Raw genomic sequence first — 6356 nt, 5'->3', positions numbered from 1 at the left:
GCTCTGTGAGCTATTTATTGTTATTTAACTGTCGCACTTCATTTTACAATCTATCAAAAAGAAAGTTATTGCATCCTTAAAACATAAACATTTTAAATATACAATGGAATTCATGGCGTGGTTTCAAGTTTCCTTATGACTACTCCTCCTGTACCAGGATACGTTTTGCTTCAGCTGGCGTGCGAGCTTCAATCAAACAATCAACAATTTCATCGTTTGTCAATTTGCCTCCCAGCTCTTGAACAAGTTCCCTGCCATCGGTAGCCGCAGCAAACAAACAGACAACATTTACCCAGTAATTCTCACCCCAGGGTATGGCTTCAGGAAAGATAGCCAATGCTACTGATGTTTGATTTACATATCGTGGGTCTTCACCATGAGGAATGGCTACTCTCAGACTTAAAATCGGTACTCCTATTAACTCCCTCTTAACCACATCCGTTGCAAATTCAGGTTTAACCAAATCTCTAGAAAGCAAACTTTGTGTGAGTAAGTCAATAACTTGCGGTTTGCTCCATTCCGGATTAGGATAAAAAATTAAATCCTCTTGGATAACTTCTGCTACCGTTGTTCTTCGACTTGGTGCACACTGCAAGATGGATGTTATTTTGCCCTTTACTATTTGATCAACTGTGATGAAAGGAACTCCAGGCAAACCGGGATCTAGCGTTCCAACTACAGCTTTAATCGAATGAGTTTTCATAATTTTCCGAACTTCTTTTGCAAATGTTTGCCGATCTGCTAATCCCATGCAGATTATTTCTATTTGACCCTGCTGCCTACCAAGCTGCCGTTCTACTTCCTTCTGTAATTGCATAGCTCCTCCCTTTCCTGTAATGCAGATCGTTAAAATAGCTGACTTACTCTTATTGAAGGATAAATCATTTTGCAACAATTCTGTACTTAAGTTTTCGGCACTCAAATAAGGCTGCCTTAAGGTTTCAGTCAATTCATCCAGCTCTGTATCGGGGAGTAATGCCCGCCTAACTGCTTCAATAACCATCATAGTATATACCGGTCCTACCGACCGAATGGGAATACCGGTTATGGCAGTGATTTGGCTGCCAAAATTGGCTAGTGATCCCATATCAACAAGTAAGAGTACACCCTTGCCTTCATTAATTTGCGTAACAATCTCAATGGTGCGCTCTAACGCTGTCTCTGAACTTTCGTCCAACGACATTTCAACCGCTTTAGCATGGTTAACTCCTAGCAATCTGTTAGCAACTTCCGCCATTCCTACTGCCACATGGCCGTGAGATAAAACTAGAATTCCTACCCGCCCATCTACATCTTGCCGGCAATACATTGTCAAATATAATGTGATGAAACCAATTTCCTCTTCTGGCAGTCTCACTCCGGTTTGTCCTAGAAAACATTCTGCCATTTCCCGGGCTATGGCAAATTCACGGGCATATTCATATTTTGTTTTTTCCAAATGGGGATTGATAATTCGTTTATTTTGCTTGATTCGTTTCAGTGTTTCTGTTAAATGAATGGATAATCCTACAACGATCTGTTCACTTGGCCGAATTAAAATATCGGCAGCTTTCTCGATCATAGCTTCGACGATATCTACAATCGCCTTATCAACCACTTTATATAAATCAGCCTTTACAATGGGCTCCGGCGAATCATTGGCCCTTTTAATCCACTTCCATAGTTTCGCTTCCAACTCCGATCCAATTATCCGGTTGATTTCTTCTTGAGAAACACCTTGCATAGAAAGTTTTCCATATTGCTCCTCAATATAAGAGTAGATTTCCCGTGGCACTGAGTACAACTCATCCACATATACCATATTTTCTTTTCCCGGCAAAATTTCACAACTGGTAATTCGAAGTTTCTCAATTTTATCGCGCTGATGCTGAAGTTTAAGCAGTCCGCGTCGTGCATGTGCAGGCAGATTGGAAACAGTAATATAGAGTGTTTTGCTGCCGCTGGTAATGAGATTCAGAAATCCTCTGGCACAAGCTACCTGTATATCTGCAGATAACTGTCCAATGTTACTGGAACAATCATAGAGTAAAAGTGACTTTAGCGCATCAGCATCAATATTTAAGGCATTCCCGGTACGCTGTGCTTCATGTTTTAAAAAATAGTGAATTAATGCTAGTCTTTCCTGTAAGGGTCTCTCCTGAAGGCTGGGCAGCTCTATAACCATAGGAACCCGACGACGAAATGTAGCCAGCAAGGCAGCTGACTGCACCTCTGTCGTAGCCATAATTAACATAACAGCTACTTGGCGCAGACTTTCGGTTTCCCCCATCCGTCGAAACTTTCCTTTATCAATAAGATAAAATAAAATTTCCTGCCCTTCTGGCGGCAGCCGGTGTACTTCGTCTAAGAATAGAATCCCACCATCAGCTTTTTCAATGAGCCCTTCCTTAGAGCGCTCAGCCCCAGTAAAGGCGCCTTTCGTATGACCACACAACTGCGAGAGCAATAATTGCGGATTATCGGCATAATCCGCACAATTAAAAACTACAAAGGGAGCCCTCATACTCAGTCTTCCTGAGTCCACAGCAAAACGATACATCGCTTCTGCTAGATCGCTTTTCCCAACCCCAGTTGCACCTAGCAGCAAAGTATGAAGTCCTTTAGGAGGATACAAAATAGCTGCTTTTGCCTGCTCGATAATGGGAAATAGACTTCCCTTCTGCCCAATCAAGTTATCAAATGCAGTACTGACAAATTCTTTACCTCCATTGTCAGCAACTGTACCCATATTGGGAGAAGAGACAACACGTTTTATTTCTTCCATACTATACAATGCATTGCTTAACAACTGTTCTATTGTAAAACGAGATACAGAAAAACCCATTTGCTGTAATTTTCCCGTTACCCCTCGTTTGGATATACCCGGATTGCTTTCTAGGATTTGCCGAATTGTTTCACATAAAATGGGTTTTCTCCGTTCTCTAGAGTCAGGGATCTTCAACTTTTGCCGCAACAGGGTAGCTTCACCGCGGGAAATAGACAATTTCTTTGCCAATACTTCATCCGTATAAGGATTTTTTCTATCCTCAGTATCAATTAATACATGTAATCGTTCTTCCTTCATCCCCATCATAATCTCCCCTTTGCAGCATTAATTGAAAGCGGAAGATCCTCCCTTTCTATACGCTACCATATAAATGTAGCATGTAGAAGTCAGATATGCCTAGTGATTTTGCCCATATTCATATAAAAATACATTTCTTGCTTTTTCAATTTCAGATGGATGCAGAGGTATGGGATCTCCTTTGCATTTGGCTAAATGATAGACTTTTGCTCCATCTTCCAGCATTACTGCGGCCACTAATGCATGTCTAACCGATATCCCCACAGCTATCACTCCATGATTCGCTAATAAACAGGCATTTTTATCGCCGATTGCTTCTATCACAGCAAATCCAATTCCCCCCTCGCCAACGGGGCTATACTTTGAAATAGGAACACTACCGCCGACTTCGTTTGCCAGGGTAGTGCTACAGCAGGGAATTTCCTGATGCAGCATGGCAAAACTACAGGCATAAGGCGAATGGGTATGTATAATACCATACAGATTGGGTTTATTCTTGTATATATATAAATGGTCTTGTAAATCCACAGAAGCCTTCCATTTTCCCTCCACCATATTTCCTTTGCTATCTACGATTACAATATCCTCTGGATTTAGTTTCTCATAATCCATGCCACTTGGGGTAATCGCGATATATCCGCTTTCTTTATCTCTACCACTTACATTACCTCCTGTAAGTGTTACTAAACCATAGCGAACTAATTGTAAAGCTGCCTCCAAAACCTCTTTTCTAAGATCCTCCAGCATTATACTTTCTCCTCCTTATACTTACTTCAATACATTGCTTGCCGATATATTAAAAGAATACCGGCAAGCAGTATAGCAATATTAAGCTTGTATATCCTCCTGGGCATCTCTACGCTTCGTAATTTTGCTATTAATAACGGCCATAGCTCCAACGACCGCTACCAAAACAGCCACACCAACAACCTTTAAACCAGTCAGCTGCAAAATAATCCAGGTGAGGGGATTGGCTCCATCACAAATAGAAGCAATCTGCGTAGCTCCACTCGGCATTTTGAAATTAGCATTTATGGCAAGCTGAGTATGTAATGGCGCCATATCCGTAGCAATTAGTAATCCTATCGTCACCATGACCAGCCCTACAATAAAGGTTCTAAACACATTGCCTTTGGTTACCGGAACCACCATAGCCAGCATGAAGGGAAGTACTGCTAAATCAGCAAAGGGAAGTACTCGATTTCCGGGGAGCACAGCGGCCAAGATAATGGTAATCGGCACAAGCACTAAGGCAGCTGCCATACAAGCAGGATGTCCGATAGCCACAGCCGAGTCTAATCCAATATAGATTTTTCCGGCATTCTTAAACCGTTTCTGAATAAATTCTTGTGCTGAATCGGATATGGGTAAAAGCCCCTCCATAAGCATAGAAGCCATTTTTGGAATCAGCACTAAACATCCTCCCATTGTAATACCTACCGTTAAAATGGTTTTCACATCATATCCCGCAAGAGCCCCAATAAGCAAACCCAATATGCTGCCAATAATGAGAGGTTCACCAAATATACCAAACTTTTCTTGTAATGTTTCCGGATCCGCTTTGACATCTCGGATGCCAGGAATCATATCAATGATTTTGTTAATTACAATAGCAATAGGAACATAGGCTGCCGAAAAACCATGTGGCAGGGAAACGCCGGGTAGTTTGTTGTATTCTTCTACTCCAGGGGCTGTCCAATCTGCCAGATAAAATACAATGATCATATTAACAATAGCAGCAAAACCACCCCACAATATACTATCTGTAGCCGCTGTAACCAAGGCACCAGTAAAAGCAAAGTGCCAATAATCCCAAATATCTACATCAACCGTTCTTGTCTGCTTCGTAATCAAAAGTATAATATTGACTACCAATCCAATCGGTATGATGATCGCTCCCACAGTTGATGCAAAAGCAATAGCAGCTGCAGCAGGCCATCCCACATCAATCACGGTTAATTGCAACCCGAGCTTTTCTACCATAGCGTGTGAAGCTGGACCTAGCGTACTGGTTAATAAACCGATAACTAAGTTTAAACCAATGAATCCTACACCAACCATTAAACCTGATCGGATCGCCTTGCTTAATTTAGCACCTAAGCATAACCCTAATATGGTAATAATAATTGGCATCATAACACTGGCACCTAGGCTGACAATATAACTTATAATTTCCACGTATGATTCCCCCTCAATTAAATTTTGAGATGATCAATAATTTGCTCTACTACTTTATCCACCCCAATTCCAGTTAAAAAAGCCGTTCCTGTTACTACCGGAATATTAATTTTTGCCGATACCTGAGTTGTTGCCACTACTAAGTCATTGTCCGATGCCATGGACGCGATTTCCGCAATTTTACATTGATTAATCTTTACTAGCTTCAATTTGCCTCTTTTTTCTAGAGCATCCTTTAATTTATTAACTGCCATCGTAGAGGTACATACCCCAGTTCCACAAGCAACCAAAATTCTTTTTTCTCCAGCCATGTCCTTTTCCTCCTCAAATTTGTACTATGCTCTTACCTTATTTCCAGTCACAATCTCTGTTTGATATAGGCTCCATCCCTCCTCTCTTTTTTTCTTAGCAAGCAAGGGCAGAAAGCAATAACTGATACGTAGCACTTGTACTTGTTTTAGATGCCAAGTTATGTAGAAGCTCCTTATCCTGGAACAAACCTGCCAATTTTTGCAGGAATGCAGGCTGCTCATGAGCATCCTTTAATGCCAGCATAAATATAATAGAAACCTCAATCTCCACATTGGGATTCTCCATATTGGCAAAACGAACCGGCTTTTCTAGCACGCCTACTGCCATAGCACAATGGACGACATGCTCTACATCAGTGTGGGGAATAGCCACATTAATTTCTCCCGTGCATAATCCCGTAGGGAAAGCTCTCTCCCGTTTTTTTACTGCCTCTAAATAGGTATCCTTTACAAAACCGTATTGTTCCAAACCAAGTGCCAGCTTCTCAAATGCATCCTCTCGGTTGCTTGCCACAAGGGGCACCATCATTAGCTCTTCCTTTAGCAGCAGCGTAAAATCCACTATAATCAAATCCTCCTTTGACTCAATTTTGTTTTCTTGTACATGCTTCATTACAATAGAACCTTATTGCCCGTAAGCGATTCTGATACTATATACTGCAAATAACGTGCCAAACAAAATATACCATTGAAATCATATATACACGCTATGAATAGTCTGATTTTTTCTATTGTGCGGCCTCGTATGCTTACATTTTCAGATTATTCTTTACAATTTATACCGATAGATCATGTTAAATAAC

The 6356-nt window shown here is 41.1% G+C and carries 5 protein-coding genes; all 5 read right to left on the bottom strand.

Annotated features, from left to right (window positions below):
- Positions 1–139: 139 nt before the first annotated feature.
- Positions 140–3073, bottom strand: a complete 2934-nt coding sequence (locus LMF89_RS17650) for a sigma 54-interacting transcriptional regulator (protein ID WP_229536215.1) — start codon at positions 3071–3073, stop codon at positions 140–142.
- A gap of 90 nt (positions 3074–3163) precedes the next feature.
- Positions 3164–3811: a class II aldolase/adducin family protein gene (locus LMF89_RS17645; protein WP_229536214.1), complete on the bottom strand. Its 648-nt coding sequence runs from the start codon at positions 3809–3811 to the stop codon at positions 3164–3166.
- Positions 3812–3892: 81 nt separating this feature from the next.
- Positions 3893–5242 carry a PTS galactitol transporter subunit IIC gene (locus LMF89_RS17640; protein ID WP_229536213.1) on the bottom strand — a complete coding sequence of 450 codons (1350 nt, stop codon included), beginning with the start codon at positions 5240–5242 and terminating at the stop codon, positions 3893–3895.
- A gap of 17 nt (positions 5243–5259) precedes the next feature.
- Positions 5260–5553: a PTS sugar transporter subunit IIB gene (locus LMF89_RS17635; protein WP_007931576.1), complete on the bottom strand. Its 294-nt coding sequence runs from the start codon at positions 5551–5553 to the stop codon at positions 5260–5262.
- Positions 5554–5647: 94 nt separating this feature from the next.
- A complete protein-coding gene (locus LMF89_RS17630) occupies positions 5648–6115 on the bottom strand; it encodes a PTS sugar transporter subunit IIA (RefSeq protein WP_229536212.1) in 468 nt (155 codons plus the stop codon).
- Positions 6116–6356: the final 241 nt, after the last annotated feature.

The organism is Pelosinus baikalensis, assembly GCF_020819555.1.
Taxonomy (GTDB): Bacteria; Bacillota; Negativicutes; order DSM-13327; family DSM-13327; genus Pelosinus; species Pelosinus baikalensis.
Note: the sequence above shows the minus strand (reverse complement) of the source record. Positions and strands in the feature narration are given on the sequence as shown.